We start from the raw sequence: 24,502 nt of genomic DNA, 5'->3' as shown, positions 1-24,502 counted from the left end.
GTATGGGGGCTCTGACGAAAGCTGAAATGGCCGAACGTCTTTATGAAGAGCTGGGCCTGAACAAACGGGAGGCCAAGGAGTTGGTCGAACTGTTTTTCGAGGAAATCAGGCACGCTCTTGAAGACAACGAGCAGGTCAAATTGTCCGGTTTCGGCAATTTCGACCTGCGCGACAAGCGCCAGCGGCCTGGCCGCAACCCGAAAACGGGGGAAGAAATTCCTATCACGGCTCGCCGTGTCGTCACCTTTCGTCCAGGGCAGAAGTTGAAAGCCCGAGTTGAGGCTTATGCTGGAACCAAGTCATAACGACGAGCTTCCGCCGATCCCAGGCAAACGCTACTTCACCATTGGCGAAGTGAGCGAGCTTTGTGCGGTAAAACCGCACGTACTGCGCTACTGGGAGCAAGAGTTTCCTCAGCTCAACCCGGTCAAGCGACGCGGGAACCGCCGGTATTATCAGCGCCAGGACGTGCTGATGATCCGGCAAATCCGCGCCTTGCTCTATGATCAAGGCTTTACCATCGGCGGAGCGCGCTTGCGCCTGTCCGGTGATGAAGCCAAAGATGACACCACCCAGTACAAGCAACTGATCCGGCAGATGATTGTCGAGTTGGAAGATGTGCTGGGGGGGCTGAAGAAGTGACCAGGGCTGGAAGAAATTCTGAAAAATAATTCTTCCAAAATTCAAAAGCTTAAGGTAAATTCTTCAACGTTCTCGGCAACATTGAGAACATGCTTCAAGCCCAGTCGGGGCGTAGCGCAGCCCGGTAGCGCACTTGCATGGGGTGCAAGGGGTCGAGTGTTCGAATCACTCCGTCCCGACCATTATTCCTGAGTAAAATCAGACACTTAAGCCGATTCTAGAGATCGGCTTTTTTGTGCCCGCGCAAAACATGCGCAAAACTGGCGCAAAACTATCCGGCGAATTCGCCAATATCGAGGTCTGCTTCGACCTCCGACCACACCACTTCTGCGTGATCCTTCTGATAGTTTCGGGTCATGTTTTCCGTTGCGTGCCCAGCGATGCGCTGGCCATCTTTGCCCGCCCGTTTGTACAGGTGCAGGGACATTGCGCGGATCTCATGGAAGCCCGGCATCTCTTCCTCTTTCCAGCCGCTGTAGCAACCGGCTGCGTCTCTGGCGTCCTTGAACGCCCTGGTCAGGAATCGCTCGTCGACCTTGGTCCAGTGATCTTTCCCTTCCCGTTCTTTCTTTCTCTCCGGCCGGCGGTGCACCAGGTATGGTGACAGGATGTCGTCCCGGCACCGGGCGAGCGCCGCGTTCAGCTGCTCGGTGATCTTGATCTTCAGCCAACCGGCATCAGAAGCCTTTTCGGTTTTGCTCTGCACCACGTACAGGAAGCCGTCCTTGATGTCCTCGAACCGCATGTTGAGGATGTCGCCACGCCGCTGGGCGGTGATCAGGGCCAGGTCTATTGCGTTCTGTAGCCAGAGCGGAGCCTTGCTCCGGATCGCCTTCAGCCCCTCGACGGTATGTCGCTTGCGCTGTTTCTTCTCGATTTTGGGGATGGTGTTGGCCGCCGGGTTGTCCGGGCACAGGCCTTTGGCCGCGGCGTGGTTGAACACGTCGATCAGAATGGCCCGGGCCTGGTTGCTCGACCGCGCTGTCAGCGGCTCAAGGAATTCGGCGATCATGCGGATGGTGATCTGTTCCAGCGGGTGCTCGCCGAGGGTGGCCCGCATCTGCTTGAAGCGGACGGTATAGAGGTCAAGCGTGGCCTTGGCCAGTTCCCGGGGCGGAAGGATGTCCTGCTCATAGGTGGCCAGGAAGCTGGATAGTGTGACGCTCTTTTCATCCAGCACCAGAGCGACCAGATCGGAGCCCCGGAGGAATGTCGTGTTCAGCTGGTGAGCGGCGTCAATCGCCTTCCCGCGATCAGCGCCGAACTGAAACCACTTGCCATCCGTGGGCCGCCGATAACGGAACGTGCCCCGGCGCTGATCGAAGTACAGATTGATCGGCAAGCCTTTATTGGCTTTGTTCCTGGGGCGGGGGACCATCAAGCTGCTCCTTTCAATACCATGTTCACCAAGTCGTTACCGGTCATGCGTTGATAGGCGGCCCAGTCAACGTACCAGATATTTCCAACGCGCTCCCCCGGCAGCTTACGGTCGCGCAGGTAGTTGCGGATTGCCTGTGAGCAGAGCGGTGTTCCGTTTGCGCCCCATTTGCGGCGTTGAAACTCGCTGATCTTGATCAGTTCTTTCTTCATGAATGTCTCCGTGCCGCGCATGGCGGCAGAGGTGGGGAGGGGTTACAGAGTGAGTTCGTGCCCGAAAGGCACTCGGAAACCTGCGGCGTTTCGGTGCCCGCCGCCGCCGTACTGGCTGGCGATCGCAGAAACATCCATCCCTTCATTTGTGCTGCGCAGGCTGAACACCCGGCCGGTCGGGGTATCCCAATAGCAGGCTGCAAACGGCTCGCCCTGCGCCATCAGGTGGCCGGCATCGCTGGTTAGGGTGTATGGCAGGCTGGCGGCTGGTACGTCGTGCCCACCGATTACCAGGCGGCGCTTAGTTACGACCACCAGCTCCGCAATATCCTTGTGGTGCTTCCTCTCAATGGCGGCGCCGTCCGACCGGAGGGTCTCTACGTCGGCCGCCATCAACTGATCCCACACTTCGAAGTCGTAGGGGTAGCTGAACAGGTTCGCCTGGATCTCACGTGTTCCGTCCAACTTGAACAGCCAGAGATCCCGGTCCTCGATGTGACGCAACAACTGCGGTGGCTCTTGGCCGGGGAAGAAGTGATCCCAGGCCAGCATTGCCCCGCTGCGTTCCATGTCGAAACAGCACGCAATGGCCGGGGCGTTCTGCGAAGCCATGAAGGAATGAGCGCTTTCCCATCCCAGCGAGACGGAGCCGTCGGCGTAGCGGCCGTCAATCTTGACGCCCGCGTGGAATGGCGGGAATCGCTGCAGGTCCTCGGCGGCAGACTTGTGGTGGTCGAGGATGATGATGCTGTTCGCCCGCCAGCTCATGTTGGCCAGCACGTCGTACTTGTAGCTGAAGTCGACCAGAATCACGTCCATGCCGGTGACGTCAGGCGGCTCCTGACCGTAGACGCCGGCTACGAACTCGACCGATTCGCCAAGCGCTTTGCGGATAACCCATGCGGCTCCGAAGCCGTCAGCGCAGTTGCCGTGATAGATGCACATAGTTTTGTTTGCGGACATAGTTGATCCTCGCCCGCCTACCGGCAGGCTTGAGTTGTTGTAGGGGAGGGGGTTAGCGTTGCTCGAGCGTGGTAGTGATGGCCTCGACCTTCACCTTGCCGACAATCTTGGTGCTGTCGATGTGGTCCTTGAACAGGCGATTGAGGCGGCCGATCGCTGCTTCACGGGCTTGGTCGTGGACCTGGCCGGTGGTGCAGTCCGGGCCCCAGCTGCCCAGGTTGGAAAGCTCCAGGGTGACGGTGACCTTGGCGCCTGTCGTAGTTCGTGCTCGCGGTTTGGTCATCGCGGCCCCCTGTAGATCAGGTAGGCCATGTAGGCGAGGGCGATCATGGCATCAGCTCCTTCGGCACCTGGACGACACGTCCGAGTTTGTCGGCGACGATCGCCCGGCAAGCGGCATGCTCTCGGGTGTCTCCTGCCTCGCGCTCGAACGGGTCAAGCTTGATGCTTGCTACCCATGACACATGCGCTCCGCGATCAATCCAGACGCCGTGCTTCTCGATAAGGCGCTCGACTGCCTCGGGTGTGAATGCGTCGGCGCAGAATGCCAGTTGCAGCTGGCCAGCTGGCTTCGGCAATGTACCTTCGATTTGTTCTATGACCCAACTCAGTGCCGGCCCAGTCAGCTCGGCAGCTTGAACTCTGACCATCTCGATCACAGCGAATACCTCTCTTCATTCCAGCGCACTGGCGCCATTGCAGGGGTAGGGGTGTCTTGTTCGTGCGGGGAGAGTTGGCGCTCGTTTCCGGCCTGGAGATGGCTGTCAGGGATGCAGCTGATGCCGCCGCGTTTAAAGCCCCAGAACAACCAGCAGGTGACGTTTCGTTCGTCGTCGTGCCAGACGGTGACTTCCTGGGGTAGTGCTGCATTGGCCGTGCTGGTGGCCAGCAGCAGGAGCGAGAAGGTGAGGCGGGTCATTTGTCGTCCGCCTTGAACTCTGCGGCAGGGGCGATCTTGCGAGCGAAGTCGAGCAGATCTCGCGACCAGTCCCGGCCGACTCCATCGTCGAAGGCGAAGAGCATGCCGCCCAGTGCCCGGCGCAGCTCCTCAACTTCTCCGTCCCGCGCCGCAAACGCCTTGGCACCCTGGTCGGCCATGTCGCCGGCGCTGAAGCCGTCGGAGGTTGGTGGGTGGCGGTAGAGCGGTTCAATGTCGCTCATCAGTTCCGCATAACCGCCGAAGTCAGCCTTGCGCGGATCTGTCGGATAAAACCGCTGTTCGCCGCCGAGCTTGTAGGACCAGCACAACGGATCGCCCTGGTGCTGGGCGGCTGGCTGGAAGTCGGCCAGGGTTACATCAGGTGCCTTGCACTGAGCGGCGTCTATTGCCGCCATTGCCAGGTCGCGATCACTCATACCGGGAACGACCTTCAGCCGGGTGATGCAGGCAGCGGCAGCTTCAACCTGCTGTTCGGTCCAGATATTGCGCTCAACCAGCATGTAGCCCTCGAGCACGCTGACCATCTGTTCGGTGTTGCTGGATCGGTTTTCTGTGGGCATGGGGATGTGTCTCGGTGGTCATAGGAAAAGCTGGCTAAGCTCAGGCGGTGAAATGCTCAGGGGTTACAGCCATGACGAAAAAACTCAACTGCCAGAAATGCAAGCAAGATACATCCGTAGAGCTTTGCTTTGACGAGGACATCGACGGCCAGGTCTTCAATTGCGAGCACTGTGGCGGGAGGCATGTTGAGGTTGAGACCAGCAAGCTGCCGGGATCCCCTGTCTTGAGCAGGTTCCGATTAGATGAAGATGAGTGATCGTACCGTCGACCAGGCATCAGGCCTTCAGGCTGGCGTGATGTGAGTTTGTGGGCTATTTATTTCAGTCAATAGCAGAACCGATTTTTGAAGTGATGCGCTTCATTATCCGGTGGATCTTCGGGCTCCCATGGACCATCCACCGAGTTGTGGTCATGGTGACACCTCGTCGAGTAACCGAGCGCTCAGCATAATCACTGAGCTCGGGGGGAGGGAATGGTGAGAAAAGACAAATTGATCTGGGGAATATGCATACTTCTTTTTTTAGCCGGTGGCGTTTTTTTTAATATTTTTCCCTCGCCTGAAAGCGGCGAAGGCCTAAAGATTGTAGATTGGTTTGCAGTACTTTCCTCTTCAGCTACTGCTGTTGCAGCGATTGCCGCTTGGCAGGCTGCAAGTGTTGCGCAACGACAGGCTTTTGATAGCTCCCGATCAATAAGATGGCAGATGCATAAAATGCATCAGGAGTCATTTGACGAGTGGCTTGACGGGATCGAGACGGACCTCGGCGTAAAATTTTCTCGTAGGCATGAACTGTACGATGTTATTTTTCCTTTCAATCGTGATCCTGCAAAGGATTTTATTGAAAAAGGCAGCCAAAAGATACTTGAATGGCATGCATCGTTTGACAGTTTAGTAGAGGTGTTTTGTCGGAGAACTTTGCCGGGGCAATTAGAGTTAGAAACGTGGGCTGTAGACTATGTGTGGCTCGCAGGGGATTTGAATTATATATGTTTCCCCCCTGAAAACAGGCAGCTGTATATTGGTGGATCTATTCCGTCAGGGCTATGCTTGGAGAATTATGAGTTAGTGCTGCCTGTTATGGGGCAAGTATTATTAAGGCTGTCAAACTTTGCATTTTATCAAAAATACCCCCAGGCGATAGATATGACAAAAGAGTTTGAGTGGGGGTTTAAAAAATTTATCGATGAGGTTCGAACTGAAGAGTGGCATCAGCACCAGTACAAGTAACAATATCACCTTGCCTTAATCCACTGATCACCTCTCCAGGCAACGAATTCAGCGCAATAGGTGAGGGCGGGTCAGGCGGCGTTCAGAAAGATCGCCGCCTTGGTATCACTTCGGATCGAAAGCACCCAGAGACAGCGCTGCGTTGCTACCGATCTTGTCCTGCAGGACCGTCTTGAACTCCTGCGCGATATCTTCGCGCTGAACTTCTTCACCGACCCAGCGCAGCTTCAGCACCGGCTGGGCGCCGCTGGTGATGACAGAAACCCGCAGGTTGATCTGCTGTTCGGTCAGGCCTTCAAATGGGATCACGTTGAACAGCAGGGCAGTTGGCAGTGTTTCCTTGCTGCGCGCCTCGATCTGGTCCAGGGTGCTGCGGCTAGCGCTGGTCTCGCTGACGGTGTGATCCGATTCGCTGGCGGCCTTGATGGTGATGGTGCGCACCGCGGCGATTGCTTTGGCGATGGTCATCGTGTTGCCGGCGTCGTCGGTTGCGTTCAGGTACTGATGCCAGTCCTCAATCCAGTCGCTCAGGTCTTTCTGCGACATCGCCCGACCGCCAATGGCTTGGGCCGCTTTGTACCCGGCCGACGCTTTCAGCTTCAGTACAGCGCGATCATCCGCGTGGCCTGGGCTCACATCGTCCCCCAGGTTGAACAGCAGGGTGCAAGTCATCTCGTCCTGGTCGATGAACCCTTTGGCAGTCGGGATGGCCCGGCCGGCCACGTAGGCGCTGAAGTCGGCCAGCGAGTGAGTGGAGTAGATACCACGGAATCGGCTGCGGCCTGCCTGCCATTTCTCCAGGGTGACGACTTGGCAGCCGTCCGGCAGAACCACTGTCGGGGTCTTGGTGGCAAGCTGCTTGCCAGCAGCCTGGAGCGCGGTATCGGTGATGAGCTGAACGGCTTCTTTGGTCAGAGACATTCTTCAGGTCCTTGCTGGAGGGTGGTTTCAAGTGCGGGGTTTGATTGGGGCTTCGTCACGACTGAACAACTGGTCGTGCTTTTCCTGGAATAGCGTGATCTTGCCGCCGGAGCCAACGTGCATCGGCGTATCGAGGCTGGTGTTTTCGCTGCGGGTGCCGCGCTTGGTCGGCACCTTGTAATCGAGCTTGTGCTTGATCTTCACCTGGCTGGATTCGCCGATCTGGCTGAAGTCCAGGGTGATGACCAGTTTCCCGGCCTTGCCATGGTCGACAACCCCTGCGGCTACTTCGGAGAGGGCGTGACCAATTTGGCTGGCGAAAGCGCCACCATTGAGTTCTTCAAGGAATTCGGCGGTGTCGGTTGGGGTAGGCATGACAACGTCTCCATGGGCGGCAGCCCGCTGGGTGGGAGGTGAAATTGGGATTGCTTGCGGCGCTGTCGCACTTGGTGGGAAATCCGTTTCAAAGCGGCCCGCCGAAGGTCAGACCGTTCTCTCTGGCGATGAGCTTGACGCGCTTCTGATCGCAGCCCATGGCGTCGGCGGCTTGCTTGATGCCGTAGCCCTGCTCGATCAGGTATTTCAGTGTCGGAGCATCCTTGTCCCGCTGGGCGCGCAGCTTGGCGTGATGGCGATCCATGCCGTGCCCGAAACCCTCGCCGCTGACGCCGGCCGGGATCTCGGAGGCGGTCTTGCCAGAAGCGAAGAAGCTATCGATCTTGGCGTTGAGGTCTTGAAGCACCTGGTTGCGTGGGTCTGGCAGGGGCTGGAAGTTCATTGCCGACCCCCGATAGAGACCTTCACGCCGTCGGCGCGCGATTCGAGCAACTGGGCGAAGTTGACTGCGTCCGTCCACTTGAAGCGGAAGCCGCGAGTCTTTCCGGTGGCCAGTTCGATGATGTGGAAGGCGCGCGCGCCCTTGGTCACGACCTGATAGCGAATCGGTTGCACGGGGGCCTCCTGGCCGATGGCGGCATAGAAGTCGATGGTTGCGAGGGCTGCTCGAGCGCGCAGGGCCTGAAGGCCTTCGGCTCGCTCCTGGATTCGTGGGTGCATGTCTTGCTCCTTGTCTGAAGGCATTGGTCAGGACCCTGGTGCAGGGTGCTGGCGAATAACAGCAGGCAAAAGAAAGCCCGGTGACCCGGGCTCTCAACTCACAAACGCCTCCGTATGCGAGCATGACCGGCCGCGCATTGGGCGGTGCCGGTAGCTGTCGTTTACATGGTTGCATCCTCCGGCGTGGCCACTGGGAAGGCAGTGGCACCTATGCGTGGAGCTCAACCGCTTCGGCCTTGCGGACGATTCGGACTTGAGCGGTGCGGCGCTCCGGTGCGCGGCGATCGCGGCGCATCGGGTCGGTGTCGTCGATGACAGCGTGCATGGCGATGAGGCTGGCCAGCAGGATGCACATCGGGGAGATGATCTGGCGGCGCATGGCCTCGGCCACCAGCGCCGCCTGGCGATTTACATGCAGCTTGAACATGGCGCTGGTCAGTCGCTTGGCGACGGTGCCGGGTGCGATGCCGATCAATCGGGCAATTTCCTTGGCGGTCAGACCTTGGGCAACAAAGAGGGTGCATTCCAGTTCGCGTGGCGCCAGGCCTCGGCCGAGATAGCCAGTCCAGCTGCCGTTCTTGATCATCGATGCCATGCGGTGTTCTCACTGAGTTGGCTGCATTGGTCGTGACGCTCGCCCGAGCCGTGAAGCACCCGGACCAGGGGAGGGCAAACGTCACGGCCAATGCAGCCTGGTGCTGGGGAGTACCAGGTAATTGGGCAGTTAACGGCAGGCTGCCGTGGCGCTGGTTGTTCAGTCGTAAAGGCCGTAACTGAAGCCTTCGTCTTCGTCGCAATCGACAATCAAATAGGCCTGCCCGAAATAGAGAGCGGCGGTCATTTTTTCCCACGGGGAACTGAAGCTCAGATTCTTGCCAACGTTGTCCCCATCGATTGCGGCGTGGAAAACCTTTCCGATTTCGTGGCCGTTTTCGTTTCGTCCCTTACCGCCGCCTTTCTCAAAACTGACGCCGATGCGGTTTTTCAAGCTGTAGGCACTGAGTTCTTCCGAGTGGCTGCTATAGCTGTATGAGCTGCGTGATTCGCGCTCCTTCGGCTTCTTGTCGAAGAACACGGTCAGGCCGCCGTACTCGGAGGTTTGAAAGCGAATATCCGGCGCGTACCAGCCATCCTCAGCTGCTTCCTCTTTGTGCTCGTCGATGAATGCTTCCAGGAGAGCGCGCAAGCTGATTTCTGCCGGCATTTGATCTTCGATCAGCACCTTGTTGATCGCATCCTTGGCGCGACTGACCATATCTGCCTCGACGCCGCTGTTCTCCCAGGTGTCCTGGAGCGCCTTGGCGATAAGGTGGTTGTAGCGAGTCAGTTCGAAGACGCTCGACAGGTTAGATGGAAGCGCTGCCTTTACCGCCTCGCTCACGGCCTTTCCCATGTCGCCGTAGCTACGGAAGGCATCTTTGATGACCTCGCTGAACATCTTTTCGACATGCTCATCGATGATGGTCGCCGGTCGATCACCAATTGCGAATGCTGTCACGCGATCGGTCAGGAGTTGCTGCAGGGTCTGTTCCATAACTCGTTGCTCCATGTGTTTGTTGATTTCCCGTCTGGCCCTGTTACCAAGGCCAGCCAGTGAAATCAGGCTGCTGCTTCCTTCGCCTCTTGTTCCTCCTGGATGCGCTTGTAAATTTCTTGCCGGTGTACCGTTACATCCTTCGGCGCCGCGATGCCCAGGCGAACCTGGTTGCCGTTCACTTCGAGCACCGTCACGGTGACGTCGTCGTTGATTCGGATGGATTCGGTACGACGGCGGGTGAGTATCAACATGTCCTGCTCCTTGGTTGTCATCCCAAAGCACCCGGCGGGGCCAGGTGCTTCAGTGATGCTTTCCGAATGGGTGGCCAGCGGCCAGCTCACCACTGCCCAGGTGACGGGCTTTGCGCTAGGCTGAGCGCTCTCACACAACACAGCCTGCAAAGGAGGGCGATGCGCAATGCGCACTTATAAGTTGAAATACAACTATGGAGAGGGCGATGGAGCTCCAAAGACCTTCAGTTCAGAGCGACCGATCGATGTCGGTGACATCATTGAGCTGGACAACGGCATGTGGCACGGCGTCATGGACATTCGTAATTTGAAGTCAGGTATTCAGCTAATTCTTGCGAAATCTGATCAATCCGAGGCTGATGCAAGGATTCTACTGCAGCAGTCATTAGACGACTGAGCACTACGGCTCCGTACTTGGCGCAGCTCCCGGCATCGATATCGGTGCTGGGATACATCAGCGCCATTCTTGTGGTTAGGCCGATATTCCCTTGGTACGCCAAAGCCAGGCAGGCCGCTTCGATTCGTCCTTGAAGGGTTGGCTCATGAGCACTTGGCAGCTTGTAAGCTCCAGGTGAATTTGGATCAGTTCTGCTGAGAGTGAAAACATCGGGTTGTTTTTCCATGTAGCAACTTCGTGCTGTCTCGTTCGAGACGGGCACCAGGATCAACCCTCTAGCCCAAAGCTCGCAGATGTAATCTTGGCTGAATTCGCCAATCGATACACAGCGGCGAGTTGCTGGGTCGATTCCTGCAATCATGTCTTCGCTCATTTTCCTATCCTCGTTTTTCCATCCCAAAGCACCCTCTCGGGAAGGTGCTTCAGCGATGCGTCTGCATTCCTATCCTCCGTTACTGGCCACGGTAGGCTTGGCTGAACTAGTGCAAAAAATGCCCTAGTTCGATCTCGCTGCACGTCTGCCGGGTATCCCACCACTGCCCGTTGCCGCAACTGGCGTCGCATCGGGTGGCTGTGCAACTTCGCGTGCTTCATGTGGAAGCGCGGCCAGTGTCCAGAGCTGGCATGGGCGACGGTTTAGCTCTTCCCGACCCAGGTAATGGCCTGGGTACGTCGCGGTGGTCACGTCAGGTTGTGTAAAGAGCGGGGCCGTGCTGCTGTTGGCGTGTCCGAATTTAAGCAAACTGAAAAAGACAGTTCAAGCATGCTGAATAAAATATTTAAGATTGCTTAATTCATTGGTCGGAAAAAAGCCCGCATCGAGCGGGCTTCGGTCAGGCTTCGCAGTAATCCTTCCAAGCTATTCGAACTGCGCCATCCTCCAGTTCGTTAACGTGAATGCCTGCCGTTTCTGATATTTCATCTATCAGCCGCCGCCAATCGCTCAGGTTTTCATCGTTGCGCCGCCGGACGGTGACGGCCATAACCCGCTGCACCTTGGGGTCCGCCACCAGTGAGCGGATTCGGTGGCCAATCTGTTCGTAGGACTGAGGGCTCGATCTGGTGAGGTCTGGTTGTACCAACATACTGCTCTTCCATGGGGTTTCTGTATGGATATACAGTATTTGTGTCGTAGGAAAATGGCAATAGGCCGGTAGTCTAAGGCTGATCATCTGTAGCCTTTCGGCGCGTATCGCCTGGAAGGCAGGCATGAAAAAGCCCGCGCAGTGGCGGGCTCAAGGCAGATAGGGAGGAATTCTTCTTAGGCTGCTCTGAGTGCGGATACTAGGGCGTTTTCGTCGCCAGAATAAATGATGATTGATGCAGTCTCGGCCAGTGCCAGCGTGGCCTGGTGAATGGACTCCGGGTCTCCGTCCTGCAAGATAATGGTTCTTTTCGTTCGATCGCCAGAATTCTTCAGGTCGCCCATTTTCCCGACGGCCCCATATATGCTTCCCCAGTTAGGCTTACCCTGACTGCCAGAGGAGATCGTCTGGATAACCATCTGCTTATCCGTGCCAGCATTCAGAGCGAAAGGGAAGGCGAGTTGATGTCCACTGGCCCCTACAAGAGCAAACCCTTTTCGTAGACTCTTCTGGAATCGCTTACTCAATACTCGACCGATGGATAGCTCGAATTTGGGCACGTGCACAACAAGCATGTCATCGCAAGCGTCCCCGATCCTGGACGCCGCCTCTATGAATCGAGCTACATAGAAGCCCACCTGATCATCTGGGCAGGTCGTATGAAGCTCGCCATTTTCAGAAAGGCTTATCCCGCTCGACTTGGCGATCGTTTCGAATTTTTTGGATTTGCGCGAGTCGGGCGCTATGCCATGGGTCATCGCAGTGAAAAGAATGTCGGAGTTGTCGGTGATCCGCACCAATCCACGTCCAATGTCCTGCAAGAAAGCACCAATAAGCATTCCGTCAAACGAAAGGCTGATAGGCGACTGGATGTACATCAGCCCTTCCTTAATGGGGCTGCATTGGAAACCAAGCTGCCGGGCAAGTTGAGCGCAATTCATAGCAATTCCATTTGGCCGCTTTCTGATGGGAAATTGAATGGCGGCGCTGATTTGATGTTGGCACGCTCAAGGAATACCCGCCACAGTCTCTCTATCTCCACCCGTCTGATTGGCTCCGCGTAGCCAGACGAGCTTTCCTCGACTGGGACGTGGATGTGAGGGTGATCGACACGCTTTTGGTAATGCTCCATGCCTTTGCCAGCAACATTTAGGTGCACGCTCGGCCCATTTTCATCCAGCGCAACGATCCTTGCCCCGCTTACAACAAATACGAATGAAATTTTGTCTGGAACCCCGTCCAGCGTACTTTCCTTATGGAATAGATCAAGGAAGTACCCTTCCTGAATCACGCCGTTTATAGAGAGGTTGACCCTCGCTTTATGGGAGTCAGGGAACCCATTTTTGCCCTGAGGACGCCATTTGATTTTTCGCCCGCCAGACCATCGCTTTTCGACAGCTATGGCTGCCAGCGCATCTGCGTACGGCATTTGACCAGCCTTAGCCATTCAATCTCTCCATGATACGGCTGTGGCACTCTAGCCGGCGGCTAAAGCTTCATGAGGGCCCGCACAACGACCCCAACGATACGGCAGTCTTCCGCGCATACCTCGGTAGGGTAGGCAGGGTTCAGCGGCTTCAAATATCGCCGACCACCATCCTCAACCAGCTTTTTGAAGGTCGCCTCATTGCTGCTAGCGAGCTTCGCAATGACCAGCTTGCCTGGGTAAGCATCAGCCTCGGTGTCCACCAGGATAAGTGTTCCCTCGGATACGCTTTGCCCCATTGGCGAGGTCATGGAGTCGCCCTTTACCTCCAGCCAGAACGCAGGGCCCTTGGCCTCATATTCTGATAGCTCATAGCGATCGGAGAACCCAGGAGGGAAGGGCTCTACGGCCTCAGCCCAAGCCCCCGCTGCAACCCAACTGATGACGGGGTAGCGGTATGACATTTTGGGCTGAGCCATTGGGCTCACATTGCTCTTTTCGGCACCATCAGTTTCCGGGCCCTCACCAATAGCAAGCCACTCTGCGCGATAGCCGGTTGCCTTGGCCAATGCGTACAGGTTTTCGGGTTTCAGGCTTTTACTTTCGCCTGAAATCCATTGGGTCACGGCCGAGTTCGCAACACCGCACTCGGTGGCGATCTGGCCCTTTTTTTTTCCGCTCTGCGCAATGGCTCGAGCAATTCGTTCGTGTCTTTCCATGCACCCAATGTTAAGCGGACTGAATTTAAGCATGCAGCATGCTGAATGTTTTCATTGACTGTTAAATTTCAGAATGCTGAAATTGACGCGAGATCAAGAACAGGACTCGCAGCATGAAAACCAAAGATGCCGCCGAATTTTTCGGCAGCAAACGGAAGCTGGCGGAAGCATTGGGCGTGAGTCCTAGCGCCATCACAATGTGGGGCGACGACGTCCCTGAGGTGCGCCAATTTCAAATCCAGGTGCTCACCGGCGGAAAGCTCAAAGCAACGCCAGTGGTGCCGACCCCGAAGCATTGATGGCCATTCTCCACTGACTGGCATTGCGCCAGTAGTGGGCCGCTACCGCTGTTGATACATCCAGTACCCGAATCGCAGACACAAAAAAACCACCGGACAGGGTGGTTTCTTCAAAGCAATCAAAACAGGGACGATTATGCATACAGCATCCCCCCCAATCAATACCCCTAGCGCGTCAGGATTTCAATCGGCGCCAAATCTAGCGCGTCAGGTGATGTCGTCTCGGGAAATCGCCGAGCTGACCGGGAAGCGTCACGCCAACGTAAAGCGCGACACCATCGCCATGCTGGCCGAGCTCAAAAAAGATGTACTCAGTTTTGAGCACATCTATCTGGACGGCCAAAACCGCGAACAAACCGAGTACCTGCTTGACCGTGAGCACACTGACTGCCTGCTGACCGGCTACAGCGCCGGCCTGCGCATGAAGGTGATTCGTCGATGGCGCGAACTGGAAAGTCGAGTGGTTGATCGCCTTCAGGTGCCTACCAATTTTGCCGAGGCTCTGCGCTTGGCGGCCGAGCAGGTCGAGCAAAACCAGCAACTGCAGCAGGTCATCCAGCAGCAGGCCCCGAAGGTTGAAGCGCTCAATCGCTTGGCCAATACATCGGGGTCGATCTGCATCACCGAGGCGGCGAAGCATCTTGGTGTATCCCCTCTGAAGCTGTTCGGCTGGCTGGCCAGCAATCGTTGGATCTACCGCCGCAGCTCGTTTGCCAACTGGTCGGCCTTCCAGCCTCGCCTGTCGAGCGGAGTGCTCGAGCACAAGCTGGTCCGCCTCAAAAACAACGAAACCGAAGAGCTCAAGGTCGTCGAGCAGGTGATGGTTACCCGTCGCGGCCTGGTTGTGCTCGCTGAAAAAATTGGAGCTTCACTGTGAGTGTTCAAGCGATGTCCTGGGCGCTCTCTCGCCGAGACCTCGGAAAAGATTCGAGCGCACGCCATGTGCTGCTGTGCTTGGCCAACTACGCCGGTACCGATGGGCGTGGAGCGTTTCCCTCTGCCAAGACCCTGACAGAAGACACCGGCCTGTCCGAGCGCACGGTGCGCTCAAAACTGGACGTGCTCGAAAAGCTTGGGCTCATCGTTCGCGGTAACCAGGCCTTGGCCGCTGTGTACATCGATCGTCATGACCGCCGCCCCGTTGTCTATGACCTCCTCATCAAGCGAGGTGCAGCAGCTGCACCCCGTGCCGAGAGGTCAGAAGAGGCAGTAACGGGGTGCAATGAGCAACCGAACGGGGTGCAACCTACGACAGAACGGGGTGCAGCCATTGCACCCAATCCGTCACTTAACCATCAAGTAACCGAAGAGCAGGAAAAGGCGCTCGCGAGCTTCGATGAGGCCGGGCAGATCCCCGAGGACGAACGCCAGCGCTTCGACATGTTCGCCGGCTGGCAGCCTGCCGACAAAGACATCCGCACCCAAACCTTCATCCGCGGCGTTGCCACCACTGAAGTCACCCCGGAGCGGGTGGCCAAGTTCATCGCTTACCAGGTCAGCAAAACCAACAACTCCGACACCCAAGCCGGCTGGGCCTACCGCCTCGTCGAATGGATTCACCGCAGCCTCGTTCAAGGACAAGCCAATGCAGCCAGCGCCAAAACCAGTTCTGTCCGTCGTCCAGGCGGCATTACGCTCGAACAAAACCTGTCTGACACCAGTTTCGCCGACGGCGTTGAGCCAACCTGAGAAGGATGAGTTGGGCCGCCGGGTGGCCGTTCTGTTCGCAACCTTCCAGGTGTGCTTCGTGAACCAGTTCGATTGGGACTTCCCAGCGGCGGACGAGGGCAAGCTGAAAATGGCCAAGAAGGCCTGGCTGCGAATTGATCTGGCGCGCGTGCCGGTGGCTGTGTTCGAACATGCCGTGAAGCTGATCGGCATTCGCTTCAAGCGGATTCCATCGCTGAAGGACTTCCTGGACCTGTGCGTGCCCACTCCGGAAATGTTCGGTCTGCCGTCGCTGGATGCTGCGCTGCAGGAGGCGACCCGCAATGCTCACCCGGCAATGCTGGATGGCGCGCAATGGTCGCATCAGGCCGTGTACCACGCTGCGGCCGAATCGGGGTTTGGCAATCTGCGCAGCCTGCCCGCCGATGCCGTGCGCAAGCTGTTCGACCGCAACTACACCATGGCCATCCGCGCGGTGATGGAGGGCGCTGAGCTGCGCCGTATGCCGAAGGCATTGCCATCGAGCGTGCCGTCCCATTCAACCCCTGAGGTCGGCCGCAGCGCCCTGGCCGCGTTGCGTGCTGCGCGGGGATCGAAATCATGACCGACCCGATGCTGCTCAAGCCTGACCTGGCGGAATTCCGATACGCGCTGTACTGCCGCAGCCACTTGATGGACCTCCCCGGTCCACCACAGCCGCCGGTGTCCCTTTACCGCGACAAGCGCTCAGCCGAGCTGCACGGCGTGCGCATGTGGCCATCCACTTTCACCGTTGTTGACCTCGCTGGAGACGATCAACCATGAGGCAATCCAAGTTGACCAAAGCGGCTCGCGGCCGTGAATGCCAGGTGCGTATCCCGGGCGTTTGCAACGGCAATCCGGAAACCACGGTGCTGGCCCATTACCGCATGGCCGGGACGTGCGGAGTCGGCATGAAGCCGCACGACCTGCAGGGTGCTTGGGCGTGCAGCGCCTGTCACGACGCCTGCGACGGCCGCAGCAAGGTCGTCACCCGCGACGATGCTCGCCAACACCATGCCGAGGGTGTCATGCGCACCCAGGCCATTCTGATCAGTGAGGGGGTTGTTGCCGCATGAAACCATTCAAGGTGAAGCCGCTCGGAGAGAAGCAGCCCCGAGCAAAACGCGAGGATCGCGAAGGCCAGGAGCAGGCCGTGCTGATGAAAGAAATCGAACTGCGCTATCCGGCGGTGTTCGACCTGATCTACCACGTTCCCAACGGCGGGCACCGGGTGAAGGCCGTGGCGAGCAAGCTCAAAGCCCAGGGCGTCAAGGCCGGGATTCCTGACTTGGTGCTGCCGATGGCCCGTGGCGGGTATTTCGGCCTGTACATCGAGTTCAAGGCGACCGTCGAGCCGGCGCCGGTATCGCCCAGCCAATCGGCTTGCCTGCGCCGACTCAACGAGCAGGGCTATCTGGCGGTGGTGTGCCGTGGGCACTTCGACGCCATGGAGCAGCTCCGCGCCTACCTGCGACTCACGCCGACAGTGGTGGCCGCATGACCGTTGTCACTTCCTTTTCTGATGCCGAGATTCGCCGGCGGGCCGATGATCCAGCTGCCGTGCTGATGCGTGACCCTCGACACCCTGGCCTGTACTTCCGCTTCACCGAGGCCCGTCCGCGTGGGACCTGGAGCTTGGTGGTGCGCAAGAAGTGGAACCGCATCGGTGCCTATCCCGACCTGTCCGCCAAGGCGGTGCTCGCCGCGCTGCCCGATCTCCGTCAGCGGCTCTCGGCTGATCACCAGGCCAGCGCCTCGGTGTCGCCGTGGGCCACGCTGGGCGAGCTGCTGGTCTGGTACTCCGACCGCATGAGCCGTGACCGCAATCTGTCGGCCAAGCGCAAGGCCACGGCCAAGTCGGCGATCGCCTGCCACCTGATCCCGCGCGTGGGTGGCTTGGCATTGACGGAGGTTCGCCACGGCACCTTGGATACCCAGCTGATGTGGCCGCTTCAGGAGACCTTGTCGCTGGAGTTCGTGCGGCTGATCTTTGGCCTGCTGGTGGTGTCCTGCCGTCAGGCGTACACCCTTGGAATGATCCCGAGCAACCCCATGGCCGGGATCAAGTTCAGCGACTTCTCGAAGACCAAGATCAAGGCCAAGGCGGCCAGGCTGCGCGGCGTGCAGATCGACAGCCTGCTGGCCCAGCTCGCCGAGGTGCACCGTGAAGCGCCGGCCGACGCGATGCTGGCGCTGCTGATGCTGTGCCACGGCACTCGGGTCGGCGAGACCCGCATGGCGCTGTGGTCGCACATCAGCATTGCAGAGCGCACCTGGTACATCCCGGCCGAGCACACCAAGACCCGCGTCGAGCACTCGCTCCCACTGACCGATCAGGTGTGCGCCCTGTTAATCCGGTACCGCGAGGCGCAGAAGGCCGACGGCTACGACGGAAATCAGGTGTTTCGCTCCCACAAGGGCAAGCCCCTCAGCGAAGGCCAGGCCAGCGCCGTGTTCACCCGGCTAGGGCAGGGCGAGTGGACCAGCCATGACTTGCGCAAGCTGGCCCGCACCGGCTGGGCTGACCTGGGTATCGACTTCCTGATTGGCGAGATGCTGATCAACCACGCGATGGGTCACAACGTGCAGGCCTACATCCACACCACCGTGGAGGAGCGCAAGCGCATTGCCCTGGAGCAATGGCATGCCCATCTCGACGGCAAGGGTTTTGTCGTCATTCACGGGTTGGAGGAGGGTGGAAACAAAGATTCGGTAAATGGGCTGGAGGCCGCGCAGGACATGGGCTGTAAGACTACTGACGAAACAACCATAGGCGAGGATTTGAAAGGGTGAAAAAGAGTCACGGCCCCGCCTTCAGCAAGCAGCAGATCAACCTGGCCCAGTGCCCGGCATGTCGTGGCAAGGCGGTCATCAAAGGGGTGTTTCACGAGTTGGAATGTGTCCAGTGCAACGCCTCGGGGTGGGTCGCGGCGGGTACCGGAGAAGCGCTGGAGGAGCGTGAACTGGTGACCCAGCTGAGCCTCATGTTGCAGGCAGCACAGCGGCAAATTGATGCATTGAAGCGCCCGGCGCCGGCCACCGGCATCGAGCAGCACTACGAACGGAACAACCGCCTCGGAGCAGGCGGTTCGAACTACACCGGGGATTGAGGGGAAGGACATGATCTACAGCAGCGTATTGAGCGCAGTCGTTTCGGCTTTGGCTGCCGAGGCAATCGACAACACCAGCAAGCAGGCCTGGCAGAAACTTTACGAGCCCGGCAGTGAGGACGGCCATGACCTGGCCACGCTCGGCCGTTCAGTGTCTCAAGGCGAAATCAGCCGCATGGATGCCGACTGCTGGGTGTATGCGCGCCTGCACAGTCAATTGAGCCCGCGCCATTGGCATGCCCTGGTCGCCAAGTACAGCACGCACCGCGTCAGCAAGGTCCAGGCAGTAGCCGGGCTTCATCCGCTGATTGCCTCGCACGCTCCGAAGCTGTTCATTATCAATGCGGTGACAGCCTGGGCCATCCCGCGGCTGAAGGGAGCGGATGGTAAGCGCTCCACCGACATGATTGTGTTGCCCGCCGAGTTCTACGACGTCAACCGCTGGGACCCCGAAGCGCGTCCGGAGCGCACGCGCCGCCGCTGGAAGAAGGGCATAGATGACACCCTGGAGGAGATGGTGGGTGAGGCGCTGCGCCATGCTGGACAGTTACTTGAGTTCGAGGGGCTTTCTTTGCAAAGTGCTGCTTGACATCAAATGGCCGCATGGCCGATTATTTCCCCATCCTGTCATTCCTGCGCGTGTTGAGGAGTGACCGCAAAAATCCCGGCCTAAGTGCCGGGTTTTTTGTTTATGAGATGGCGTTTTGCTATATTCCGGGCCCTCACTTAGGAGGGATCCATGAAGAAAGCTCTGCTCGCAGTAATCGCTACCGCCGCAGTTGTTTCGGGCTGTACAGTCCGTGTCGCTGACATGACCGTCGCCAGCACCAAGAACTACAACATCAATTCCTCGAAGTTCGTGAAAGGTCCTCGTGTCACCGGTGAGGACAACTATCCGGTAATCATTTTCCCTACCGGTATTCCGAACATGAAAACAGCGATGGACCACGCCATTCAGCAGGATAAGTGCGCTGTAGGCCTCACCGATGTGGTCATGAGCCAGCTGAACCACTCTTTTTTGTTCGGCATGATCGGATTCCGAGTTGAGGGAGATCTGATCCTCGACACCTCGCGTCCGGGCTGCGAAGCCAGGGCGTAAGATTCAAGACTTCTTGAGCCCAGCCTTAGCGCTGGGCTTTTCGATTATGAGCCTCGCCAATGTGCGGGGCTTTTTCGTTTTTCGGCTCAACCACACCCATCGCTCCGAGCTGGGAGTGCTGTTGCAGCCGACCCAATCAGCCCGGCGCGGGCCTTCTTTCCCGACTCCCTGCGCGGGAGGATATGAGATGCCCCAGATGCCAGACAAACCAGAAACTTGGGCGATTGCGCTCGCCTGGCTCAGTCAGCATTCGCCGCTTTTGTGTGCCGCCGCCTTGTCCTGCTGGATCGCGTTTCTTCGAGTTATCTACGGTGGAGGTGGGCGGCGCCAGGCGTTTCTTGAGGCCTGCCTGTGCGGAGCGTTCACAGCCGGCGCCTTCCCGCTGCTCGAGTACTTCAACCTGCCATCGAGCCTTGCGGCTGCGCTGGGTGCCTGCATTGGCACTCTCGGCGTGAAGAAGGTTGCCTCCCTGGCTGATCGATTCACCGACTTCAAATTGCCCAAGCGGCAGGAGTGACCATGCAATTAATCGATAACTGGAAAGAAGCCTGGAAGATGAGCAGCGTCCAGGTAGGCGGCGCGGTTGTGGCCCTTGGTGTGGCAGAGCAGCTGATGCCCCAGCTGCAGGCGGTGCTGCCGCCGGCGGCCTACGCCGTCCTGGGTGTGGTCGTGATGATCGCGCGAGTGATCCTGCAGCCGAAGCTGCCCGGGACCACCAAGCAGTCCGGCTGATGGCCTGCGCTGGGTGCGCCGCAAGGCGTGAACGAATGATCAAGTGGGTGCAGGTGGCGCATGAACGAGCACGCGAACTCTTTACTGGAAAGCATGTTGGCAGAGCAGGTGAAGCAGACCGAGCTGCTCCAGCAGATCGCGAGCAACCAGGTGCTGCTGATCCAGGCTCTAGCCGAGAGCGAGCCTGAGGATCCAGAAGCTCAGCCGCTCACGTACATGGATGGCACGCCATGCCGCTGAGGCCACAGAAGCCATGCAATGCCCAAGGCTGCAAGGCGCTGACCCGCAATGCCCGGTACTGCGACGACCACCTGCACCTGCTCAACAGTGTGCACCGGGAGAAGCCGCGAGAGAGCAGTTCAAGCCGTGGCTACAACTACAAGTGGCAGCAGGCACGCAAGGGCTACCTGCGCAAGCATCCGCTCTGCGTTCACTGTGCGGCCCGTGACCGGGTAACTCAGGCTACAGACGTCGATCACATCACGCCCCACAAGGGCGACATGAGCCTGTTCTGGGACAGCACCAACTGGCAGAGCCTGTGCGGCCCGTGCCATTCGGTCAAAACGGCAGCCGAGGATGGTGGGTTTGGCAATGCGCGGCGGTGAAGCCACGAAAATGCACCAAAATGGGTCGAAAATGGTGCAAATGAGAGGATTTCGCGTTTGAGGGGAGGGGGAGGGTCGAAAGTTCAGGCCTTTTCGCTTCTAGACCGCGCCCTCAATCGATTTTTCACACCCGCGAAATTAAAAATTCAGGAGTTGCGCGATGGGAGGCACCGCCACGGTCGCCGGCCGTGGTCGCAAACCCAAGCCGACGGCCAAGAAACAGCTCGCCGGCAACCCCGGAAAGCGGGCACTGAACACCGCCGAGCCGCAGTTTTCCAAGATCACCGACGTCGATCCGCCGGACTGGCTGAGCGAGCGCGCGGCCGCCATGTGGAAGATGATCGTGCCCGAGCTGTTGCGCGAAAACGTTGTGGCACTGACCGACTTGCACAACGTCGAGGCATTCTGTGTTGCGTACGACAACTGGCGGATGGCCCAGGCATCCATCGTCGAGCATGGCATCGTCGTTGCGGGTGCGACCGGCGGGCCGGTGAAGAATCCCGCGCTCACCGCTGCCAACGAAACCATGCGCCAGATGGTGACCTTCGGGTCGCTGCTGGGCCTGGATCCTTCAAGCCGAACCCGGTTGATCGGGGGTAACAAGGAAAAAGCCACCAACGAATTCGCCCAACTACTGAGCTCATAAATGACCAAGGCCCTTTACCCCAACGTCGACAAGGCGATGGCGTGGGCAAGGTCCGTGCTCCGTGGAAAATTCCCGGCCTGCCGATATGTCCACCAGGCTATTCAGCGCCATTTCGACGACCTGGCAGCCAGCCGCAAGCGCGGGTATCGCTACAAGTTCGACCCGGCCAAGGCCGAGAAGAAGCTGAGGCTGATCCAGCTGCTGCCACACACGAAAGGCGAATGGGCGTTCAAGCGGCAGCTGATCACGCTGGAGGGATGGCAGCTTTTCGGCATTGCCGTGACATTCGGCTGGGTCAAGAAGAAGGGTGGCCACCGTCGGTTTCGCGAAAGCTATTGGGAGGTGCCCCGCAAGAACGGCAAGTCCGTTGTTGCTGGTGGCGTCGGCATCAGCATGTTTGTGGCGGACGGCGAATACGGTGCCGAGGTCTACTCGGGAGCCACCACTGAGAAGCAAGCCTGGGAGGTTTTCCGCCCCGCAAAGTTGATGGTGAGCAAGTCACCGATGCTCATTCAGGCCGCGGGTATCGAGGTCAACGCCTCGAACATGAATATCCCTTCGGACTTCAGTCGCTTTGAGCCGCTGATCGGCAACCCCGGTGACGGCGCATCGCCGAGCTGCGCCATTGTCGACGAATATCACGAGCATCCCACTTCAGCTCAGTACGACACCATGATCACCGGCATGGGCGCTCGACGCCAGCCGCTGATGTTCATCATCACCACGGCCGGCGATGATATCGAAGGCCCCTGCTACGACAAGCGCCGCCAGGTTATTGAAATGCTGGAGGGCACTGTGCCGGACGAGGAATTGTTCGGCTGGATCTGGACGCTCGATGAAGGTGATGATTGGACCGACCCCAAGATGTTGGCCAAGGCCAACCCCAATCACGGGATATCGGTGTTTCAGGAGTATCTCGAAAGCCAGCAGGCCCGGGCAATTCGGTCGGCGCGCTTTACCAACAAGTTCAAAACCAAGCATCTCAACCTGTGGGTGAGCGCGAAATCTGGCTTCTTCAACATGGAGAGATGGAAGTCTTGCGAAGACACCACATTGACCCTGGATCAGTTCGAGGGTCAGGAATGGAACGCGGGGTTCGATCTGGCGCGGAAGCTCGACATGAACTCCAGGGCTCGCCTGTTCTGGCGAGTCATTGATGGAAAGAACCACTACTACAGCGTTGCCCCGAAATTCTGGGTTCCCTATGACACCGCTTTCAACACCGACAACAAGCGGATGTCCGAGCGCTTTCAGGCGTGGATTAACTCCAAGCACCTGGACGTAACCGATGGTGCGGAGATCGATTATCGCGAGATCCTCGAAGACACCAAGGAAGCCAATCGCCTAGCGCCGATTCGAGAGAGCCCTATCGACCCACACGGGGCCACGGGCCTGAGTCACGACCTAGATGATGAAGGGTTCAACCCAATCACCATTACCCAGAACTACACGAACATGTCGGACCCCATGAAGGAACTGGAGGCTGCCATTGAGGCCGGCCGGTTCCATCACGACGGCAACCCCATCATGACCTGGTGTATCGGCAACGTGATCGGCAAGAACCTGCCTGGCAACGATGACGTCGTTCGCCCGATTAAGCAGGGCGACGACAACAAAATTGACGGCGCGGTAGCGCTGATCATGACGATAGGCCGGATCCTCGCGAACGCTGAGGTACAGGGCTCTGTCGATGACTTCCTCTCCAGACCTATGAGCATGTAATGGCAGACACCGACTACAGCATTGATCTGCGCACCCGCAGTCCCTTCTGGGCGCGCATGGCGAGCTTCTTTGTCGGCGGCCGTCTGGTATCGCCGGATAAGGGCTCGCAAACTGGCCCTGTTTCCGCCTCTGGAGTGGTAGGTGATTCTGTCGTCAGCGACGAGCGATCCCTGCAGATCTCGACCGTTTTCGCCTGCGTACGCCTGATTTCAACGGTCACCGCCGGGCTTCCCCTTGATGTTTTTGAAACCAAGGGCGATGACCGGATGAAGGTCGATATGACCAATCCGCTGGCCCGACTTCTGCGCTACAGCCCGAATCAGTACATGACCGCTGTCGAGTTTCGCGAGGCGATGACCATGCAGCTCTGCTACTACGGCAACGCCTACGCGCTGATCGAGCGAAACAGTGTTGGCGACGTCATCAGCTTGATGCCGCTCATGTCCGTCAATATGGATGTTCGGCTCGAAAACAAGCGCGTGGTGTACCGGTATCGACGGGACAGCGAGTACGCGGACTTTAAGCCGACGGAAATCTTTCACCTCAAGGGTTTCGGATTCAACGGCCTGGTCGGCCTTTCACCCATCGCATTTGCAGCGAAGACAGCCGGCGTCGCGGTGGCGATGGAAGATCAGCAACGCGACTTCTATGCCAATGGCGCAAAGTCTCCCCAGCTGCTGATGACGGGCGAAGGGAAGGTGCTCAATAAAGATCAGCGCGCCCAGGTCGAAGAGAACTTCAAGGAGATCTCCGGTGGGCCGGTCAAGAAACGGCTATGGATTCTGGAGGGTGGTTTTACCACGCAAGCCATTGGCGTCAGCCCGCAGGATGCTGAAACCATGGCTGCGCGAAAGTTTCAGGTCAGTGAGCTAGCCCGGTTCTTCGGCGTGCCGCCGCACCTGGTGGGCGACGTGGAAAAGTCGACCAGCTGGGGCACCGGCATCGAGCAGCAGAACCTGGGATTCCTCCAGTACACCTTGTCGCCGTACCTCAATCGCTGGGAATACGCCATTGAGCGCTGGCTCTTGAAGCCCGGCGAATTGGGCAGGTTCCATGCGGAACACAATCTTGAAGGCCTGCTGCGTGGCGACTCCACTGCCCGTGCCAACTACCTGAAGACCAACGTCGACGCTGGCCTTCTGACCGTCAACGAGGGCAGACGTCTCGATAACAGGCCGCCGCTGCCCGGCGGCGATGTCGCAACCCGGCAGTCGCAGAACGTGCCGCTTACCCAACTTGGCCAAACGAACCCCGCACCCAGCGGGGTTTAGTTTTTCTGGAGGC

The 24,502-nt window shown here is 58.4% G+C and carries 40 protein-coding genes and 1 tRNA gene; 22 read left to right on the top strand and 19 right to left on the bottom strand.

Annotated elements, in window-relative coordinates; genetic code table 11:
- Nucleotides 1-2: 2 nt before the first annotated feature.
- From ihfA to GUY40_RS11395, 3 genes are all read left to right on the top strand, one after another.
- Nucleotides 3-305: an integration host factor subunit alpha gene (gene ihfA, locus GUY40_RS11405; RefSeq protein WP_002553164.1), complete on the top strand. Its 303-nt coding sequence runs from the start codon at nucleotides 3-5 to the stop codon at nucleotides 303-305.
- On the top strand, nucleotides 286-642 hold the full coding sequence (locus tag GUY40_RS11400; RefSeq protein WP_166569047.1) for a MerR family transcriptional regulator: 357 nt from the start codon (nucleotides 286-288) through the stop codon (nucleotides 640-642). Before ihfA ends, GUY40_RS11400 begins: the two co-directional genes overlap by 20 nt.
- 105 nt (nucleotides 643-747) lie before the next feature.
- Nucleotides 748-824, top strand: a tRNA-Pro gene (locus tag GUY40_RS11395).
- A gap of 89 nt (nucleotides 825-913) precedes the next feature.
- Here GUY40_RS11395 and GUY40_RS11390 read toward each other — a convergent pair.
- From GUY40_RS11390 to GUY40_RS28275, 7 genes are read right to left on the bottom strand one after another with little or no spacing between them, the layout of a single operon-like run.
- Nucleotides 914-2,020 (bottom strand): tyrosine-type recombinase/integrase, encoded by a 1,107-nt coding sequence (locus tag GUY40_RS11390; RefSeq protein WP_166569046.1) that lies wholly within the window; start codon nucleotides 2,018-2,020, stop codon nucleotides 914-916.
- The gene (locus tag GUY40_RS11385; protein WP_166569045.1) at nucleotides 2,020-2,232 is read right to left on the bottom strand and encodes a hypothetical protein; all 213 of its coding nucleotides are present in this window, start codon (nucleotides 2,230-2,232) and stop codon (nucleotides 2,020-2,022) included. Before GUY40_RS11385 ends, GUY40_RS11390 begins: the two co-directional genes overlap by 1 nt.
- Before the next feature lie 42 nt (nucleotides 2,233-2,274).
- Nucleotides 2,275-3,195: a phosphohydrolase gene (locus GUY40_RS11380; RefSeq protein ID WP_256675711.1), complete on the bottom strand. Its 921-nt coding sequence runs from the start codon at nucleotides 3,193-3,195 to the stop codon at nucleotides 2,275-2,277.
- Between the two features lie 52 nt (nucleotides 3,196-3,247).
- Nucleotides 3,248-3,478 carry a hypothetical protein gene (locus GUY40_RS11375; protein ID WP_166569044.1) on the bottom strand — a complete coding sequence of 77 codons (231 nt, stop codon included), beginning with the start codon at nucleotides 3,476-3,478 and terminating at the stop codon, nucleotides 3,248-3,250.
- A 43-nt stretch (nucleotides 3,479-3,521) separates the two neighbouring features.
- Nucleotides 3,522-3,845, bottom strand: a complete 324-nt coding sequence (locus tag GUY40_RS11370; protein ID WP_178117777.1) for a hypothetical protein — start codon at nucleotides 3,843-3,845, stop codon at nucleotides 3,522-3,524.
- A 5-nt stretch (nucleotides 3,846-3,850) separates the two neighbouring features.
- On the bottom strand, nucleotides 3,851-4,114 hold the full coding sequence (locus GUY40_RS11365) for a hypothetical protein (RefSeq protein WP_166569042.1): 264 nt from the start codon (nucleotides 4,112-4,114) through the stop codon (nucleotides 3,851-3,853).
- A complete protein-coding gene (locus tag GUY40_RS28275; RefSeq protein WP_256675710.1) occupies nucleotides 4,111-4,695 on the bottom strand; it encodes a hypothetical protein in 585 nt (194 codons plus the stop codon). The genes GUY40_RS11365 and GUY40_RS28275 overlap by 4 nt, the downstream gene beginning before the upstream one ends.
- Before the next feature lie 476 nt (nucleotides 4,696-5,171).
- On the opposite strand from GUY40_RS28275, the gene GUY40_RS11355 reads away from it, so the two are divergent.
- The gene (locus GUY40_RS11355) at nucleotides 5,172-5,924 is read left to right on the top strand and encodes a hypothetical protein (protein WP_166569041.1); all 753 of its coding nucleotides are present in this window, start codon (nucleotides 5,172-5,174) and stop codon (nucleotides 5,922-5,924) included.
- Nucleotides 5,925-6,029: 105 nt separating this feature from the next.
- Here GUY40_RS11355 and GUY40_RS11350 read toward each other — a convergent pair whose 3' ends face one another.
- The 12 genes from GUY40_RS11350 to GUY40_RS11295 form a co-directional block, all read right to left on the bottom strand.
- A complete protein-coding gene (locus GUY40_RS11350; RefSeq protein ID WP_166569040.1) occupies nucleotides 6,030-6,845 on the bottom strand; it encodes a YfdQ family protein in 816 nt (271 codons plus the stop codon).
- Nucleotides 6,846-6,872: 27 nt separating this feature from the next.
- On the bottom strand, nucleotides 6,873-7,220 hold the full coding sequence (locus tag GUY40_RS11345) for a hypothetical protein (protein WP_166569039.1): 348 nt from the start codon (nucleotides 7,218-7,220) through the stop codon (nucleotides 6,873-6,875).
- An 88-nt stretch (nucleotides 7,221-7,308) separates the two neighbouring features.
- Nucleotides 7,309-7,623: a hypothetical protein gene (locus GUY40_RS11340; protein WP_166569038.1), complete on the bottom strand. Its 315-nt coding sequence runs from the start codon at nucleotides 7,621-7,623 to the stop codon at nucleotides 7,309-7,311.
- Nucleotides 7,620-7,901: a hypothetical protein gene (locus GUY40_RS11335; protein WP_166569037.1), complete on the bottom strand. Its 282-nt coding sequence runs from the start codon at nucleotides 7,899-7,901 to the stop codon at nucleotides 7,620-7,622. Before GUY40_RS11335 ends, GUY40_RS11340 begins: the two co-directional genes overlap by 4 nt.
- A gap of 208 nt (nucleotides 7,902-8,109) precedes the next feature.
- Nucleotides 8,110-8,496, bottom strand: coding sequence for a response regulator transcription factor (locus GUY40_RS11330; protein ID WP_166569036.1), 387 nt, complete (start codon nucleotides 8,494-8,496; stop codon nucleotides 8,110-8,112).
- A 159-nt stretch (nucleotides 8,497-8,655) separates the two neighbouring features.
- Nucleotides 8,656-9,435, bottom strand: coding sequence for a hypothetical protein (locus GUY40_RS11325; RefSeq protein ID WP_256675709.1), 780 nt, complete (start codon nucleotides 9,433-9,435; stop codon nucleotides 8,656-8,658).
- A 65-nt stretch (nucleotides 9,436-9,500) separates the two neighbouring features.
- Nucleotides 9,501-9,689 carry a carbon storage regulator CsrA gene (gene csrA, locus GUY40_RS11320; protein WP_166569034.1) on the bottom strand — a complete coding sequence of 63 codons (189 nt, stop codon included), beginning with the start codon at nucleotides 9,687-9,689 and terminating at the stop codon, nucleotides 9,501-9,503.
- Between the two features lie 290 nt (nucleotides 9,690-9,979).
- Entirely contained in the window at nucleotides 9,980-10,459 is a 480-nt protein-coding gene (locus GUY40_RS11315) for a hypothetical protein (protein WP_166569033.1), read from the bottom strand.
- Between the two features lie 460 nt (nucleotides 10,460-10,919).
- A complete protein-coding gene (locus tag GUY40_RS11310; protein ID WP_166569032.1) occupies nucleotides 10,920-11,171 on the bottom strand; it encodes a DUF1654 domain-containing protein in 252 nt (83 codons plus the stop codon).
- Nucleotides 11,172-11,347: 176 nt separating this feature from the next.
- Nucleotides 11,348-12,049, bottom strand: a complete 702-nt coding sequence (locus GUY40_RS11305; RefSeq protein ID WP_166569031.1) for a DUF1828 domain-containing protein — start codon at nucleotides 12,047-12,049, stop codon at nucleotides 11,348-11,350.
- 59 nt (nucleotides 12,050-12,108) lie between these two features.
- Complete coding sequence (locus tag GUY40_RS11300; RefSeq protein WP_166569030.1) at nucleotides 12,109-12,618, bottom strand: hypothetical protein; 510 nt, start codon at nucleotides 12,616-12,618, stop codon at nucleotides 12,109-12,111.
- Nucleotides 12,619-12,659: 41 nt separating this feature from the next.
- The gene (locus GUY40_RS11295; RefSeq protein ID WP_166569029.1) at nucleotides 12,660-13,316 is read right to left on the bottom strand and encodes a LexA family transcriptional regulator; all 657 of its coding nucleotides are present in this window, start codon (nucleotides 13,314-13,316) and stop codon (nucleotides 12,660-12,662) included.
- A gap of 113 nt (nucleotides 13,317-13,429) precedes the next feature.
- Here GUY40_RS11295 and GUY40_RS11290 point away from each other — a divergent pair, with 113 nt between their 5' ends.
- The 18 genes from GUY40_RS11290 to GUY40_RS11205 all read left to right on the top strand — a co-directional run bounded on the left by GUY40_RS11290 (nucleotide 13,430) and on the right by GUY40_RS11205 (nucleotide 24,489).
- Nucleotides 13,430-13,615, top strand: a complete 186-nt coding sequence (locus GUY40_RS11290) for a Cro/CI family transcriptional regulator (protein WP_166569028.1) — start codon at nucleotides 13,430-13,432, stop codon at nucleotides 13,613-13,615.
- 214 nt (nucleotides 13,616-13,829) lie between these two features.
- The gene (locus GUY40_RS11285; RefSeq protein ID WP_166569027.1) at nucleotides 13,830-14,492 is read left to right on the top strand and encodes a phage regulatory protein/antirepressor Ant; all 663 of its coding nucleotides are present in this window, start codon (nucleotides 13,830-13,832) and stop codon (nucleotides 14,490-14,492) included.
- Entirely contained in the window at nucleotides 14,489-15,304 is an 816-nt protein-coding gene (locus GUY40_RS11280; RefSeq protein WP_371924782.1) for a helix-turn-helix domain-containing protein, read from the top strand. The genes GUY40_RS11285 and GUY40_RS11280 overlap by 4 nt, the downstream gene beginning before the upstream one ends.
- 58 nt (nucleotides 15,305-15,362) lie before the next feature.
- Nucleotides 15,363-15,887, top strand: coding sequence for a Replication protein P (locus GUY40_RS11275; protein ID WP_166569026.1), 525 nt, complete (start codon nucleotides 15,363-15,365; stop codon nucleotides 15,885-15,887).
- On the top strand, nucleotides 15,884-16,087 hold the full coding sequence (locus GUY40_RS11270; protein ID WP_256675708.1) for a hypothetical protein: 204 nt from the start codon (nucleotides 15,884-15,886) through the stop codon (nucleotides 16,085-16,087). The genes GUY40_RS11275 and GUY40_RS11270 overlap by 4 nt, the downstream gene beginning before the upstream one ends.
- The gene (locus tag GUY40_RS11265) at nucleotides 16,084-16,380 is read left to right on the top strand and encodes a DUF1364 domain-containing protein (RefSeq protein ID WP_166569025.1); all 297 of its coding nucleotides are present in this window, start codon (nucleotides 16,084-16,086) and stop codon (nucleotides 16,378-16,380) included. Before GUY40_RS11270 ends, GUY40_RS11265 begins: the two co-directional genes overlap by 4 nt.
- Complete coding sequence (locus GUY40_RS11260) at nucleotides 16,377-16,805, top strand: VRR-NUC domain-containing protein (protein WP_166569024.1); 429 nt, start codon at nucleotides 16,377-16,379, stop codon at nucleotides 16,803-16,805. The genes GUY40_RS11265 and GUY40_RS11260 overlap by 4 nt, the downstream gene beginning before the upstream one ends.
- Complete coding sequence (locus GUY40_RS11255) at nucleotides 16,802-18,097, top strand: site-specific integrase (protein ID WP_166569023.1); 1,296 nt, start codon at nucleotides 16,802-16,804, stop codon at nucleotides 18,095-18,097. The genes GUY40_RS11260 and GUY40_RS11255 overlap by 4 nt, the downstream gene beginning before the upstream one ends.
- The gene (locus GUY40_RS11250; protein WP_166569022.1) at nucleotides 18,094-18,414 is read left to right on the top strand and encodes a hypothetical protein; all 321 of its coding nucleotides are present in this window, start codon (nucleotides 18,094-18,096) and stop codon (nucleotides 18,412-18,414) included. The genes GUY40_RS11255 and GUY40_RS11250 overlap by 4 nt, the downstream gene beginning before the upstream one ends.
- 10 nt (nucleotides 18,415-18,424) lie before the next feature.
- Nucleotides 18,425-19,003 (top strand): hypothetical protein, encoded by a 579-nt coding sequence (locus tag GUY40_RS11245; protein WP_166569021.1) that lies wholly within the window; start codon nucleotides 18,425-18,427, stop codon nucleotides 19,001-19,003.
- Between the two features lie 150 nt (nucleotides 19,004-19,153).
- Nucleotides 19,154-19,513 carry a hypothetical protein gene (locus GUY40_RS11240; protein WP_166569020.1) on the top strand — a complete coding sequence of 120 codons (360 nt, stop codon included), beginning with the start codon at nucleotides 19,154-19,156 and terminating at the stop codon, nucleotides 19,511-19,513.
- Between the two features lie 187 nt (nucleotides 19,514-19,700).
- The gene (locus GUY40_RS11235) at nucleotides 19,701-20,030 is read left to right on the top strand and encodes a phage holin, lambda family (protein WP_166569019.1); all 330 of its coding nucleotides are present in this window, start codon (nucleotides 19,701-19,703) and stop codon (nucleotides 20,028-20,030) included.
- Nucleotides 20,031-20,032: 2 nt separating this feature from the next.
- A complete protein-coding gene (locus tag GUY40_RS11230) occupies nucleotides 20,033-20,245 on the top strand; it encodes a hypothetical protein (RefSeq protein ID WP_166569018.1) in 213 nt (70 codons plus the stop codon).
- Between the two features lie 60 nt (nucleotides 20,246-20,305).
- Nucleotides 20,306-20,485 carry a hypothetical protein gene (locus GUY40_RS11225; protein WP_166569017.1) on the top strand — a complete coding sequence of 60 codons (180 nt, stop codon included), beginning with the start codon at nucleotides 20,306-20,308 and terminating at the stop codon, nucleotides 20,483-20,485.
- Nucleotides 20,476-20,850: an HNH endonuclease gene (locus tag GUY40_RS11220; RefSeq protein WP_166569016.1), complete on the top strand. Its 375-nt coding sequence runs from the start codon at nucleotides 20,476-20,478 to the stop codon at nucleotides 20,848-20,850. Before GUY40_RS11225 ends, GUY40_RS11220 begins: the two co-directional genes overlap by 10 nt.
- Nucleotides 20,851-21,010: 160 nt before the next feature.
- On the top strand, nucleotides 21,011-21,496 hold the full coding sequence (locus GUY40_RS11215) for a phage terminase small subunit P27 family (protein ID WP_166569015.1): 486 nt from the start codon (nucleotides 21,011-21,013) through the stop codon (nucleotides 21,494-21,496).
- Nucleotides 21,497-23,218: a terminase large subunit gene (locus GUY40_RS11210; RefSeq protein ID WP_166569014.1), complete on the top strand. Its 1,722-nt coding sequence runs from the start codon at nucleotides 21,497-21,499 to the stop codon at nucleotides 23,216-23,218.
- Complete coding sequence (locus tag GUY40_RS11205) at nucleotides 23,218-24,489, top strand: phage portal protein (RefSeq protein WP_166569013.1); 1,272 nt, start codon at nucleotides 23,218-23,220, stop codon at nucleotides 24,487-24,489. The genes GUY40_RS11210 and GUY40_RS11205 overlap by 1 nt, the downstream gene beginning before the upstream one ends.
- Nucleotides 24,490-24,502 lie beyond the last annotated feature (13 nt).

This window comes from Pseudomonas sp. R5(2019), assembly GCF_009905435.1.
Lineage (GTDB): Bacteria > Pseudomonadota > Gammaproteobacteria > Pseudomonadales > Pseudomonadaceae > Aquipseudomonas.
Note: the sequence above shows the minus strand (reverse complement) of the source record. Positions and strands in the feature narration are given on the sequence as shown.